The following is a 534-nucleotide window of genomic DNA, read 5'->3' as shown; positions in this document are numbered from 1 at the left end:
AAATAATAATTTAGCTGGCAAGGCTCCCGTCAATCATACCCATGCGTGGTCAGCTATAACGAGTAAACCGTCAACTTATACACCTTCATCGCATACACATGATGATCGGTACTACACTGAGAGCGAGACGAATAGCTTATTATCTGGTTATATCCCCAAAAACGGTGGAGGTATAATTACAGGTACTTTGCAAGTATCCGGTGGGGTAAAGGCTAACGGCACTTATGTTGTACAAGGTAGTACGGCAAGTCAAATACGTCTTAATTGGACGGGCAGTTTAATGCAAGTGTTTGTGGATAATACGCTGATTGGTAGCATTATGTTTAAATGATCATTTAAATGACCGGAAAAACCACACTAAACCTTACAGTGCTGCCAGCTGCAATACCCGGGCATAACACAGTCACCTTGCCGTTTGTGTTTGCGTATGCATACATGGATTTTCCGACTCCATCAAAATACGCATGACCATAACTCATGGCCGCCGGTGCTGGGGATATTCCGGAAGCGAGATCCACCTCTGCATTACCGATC

Annotated in this window: 2 protein-coding genes; one reads left to right on the top strand and one right to left on the bottom strand. The window is 44.2% G+C overall.

Annotated features, from left to right (window positions below):
* The coding region (locus KTH90_RS24710) for a hypothetical protein (RefSeq protein ID WP_330656212.1) at positions 1–331 on the top strand (331 nt) is incomplete at its 5' end.
* 4 nt (positions 332–335) lie between these two features.
* On the opposite strand, the gene KTH90_RS24705 is transcribed toward KTH90_RS24710, so the two are convergent.
* Positions 336–534, bottom strand: a 199-nt coding sequence (locus KTH90_RS24705; protein WP_238727621.1) for a hypothetical protein, incomplete at its 5' end; no start/stop codon positions are given.

It is taken from the genome of Diplocloster modestus, from assembly GCF_019042245.1.
GTDB classification, from domain to species: domain Bacteria; phylum Bacillota; class Clostridia; order Lachnospirales; family Lachnospiraceae; genus Diplocloster; species Diplocloster modestus.
Note: the sequence above shows the minus strand (reverse complement) of the source record. Positions and strands in the feature narration are given on the sequence as shown.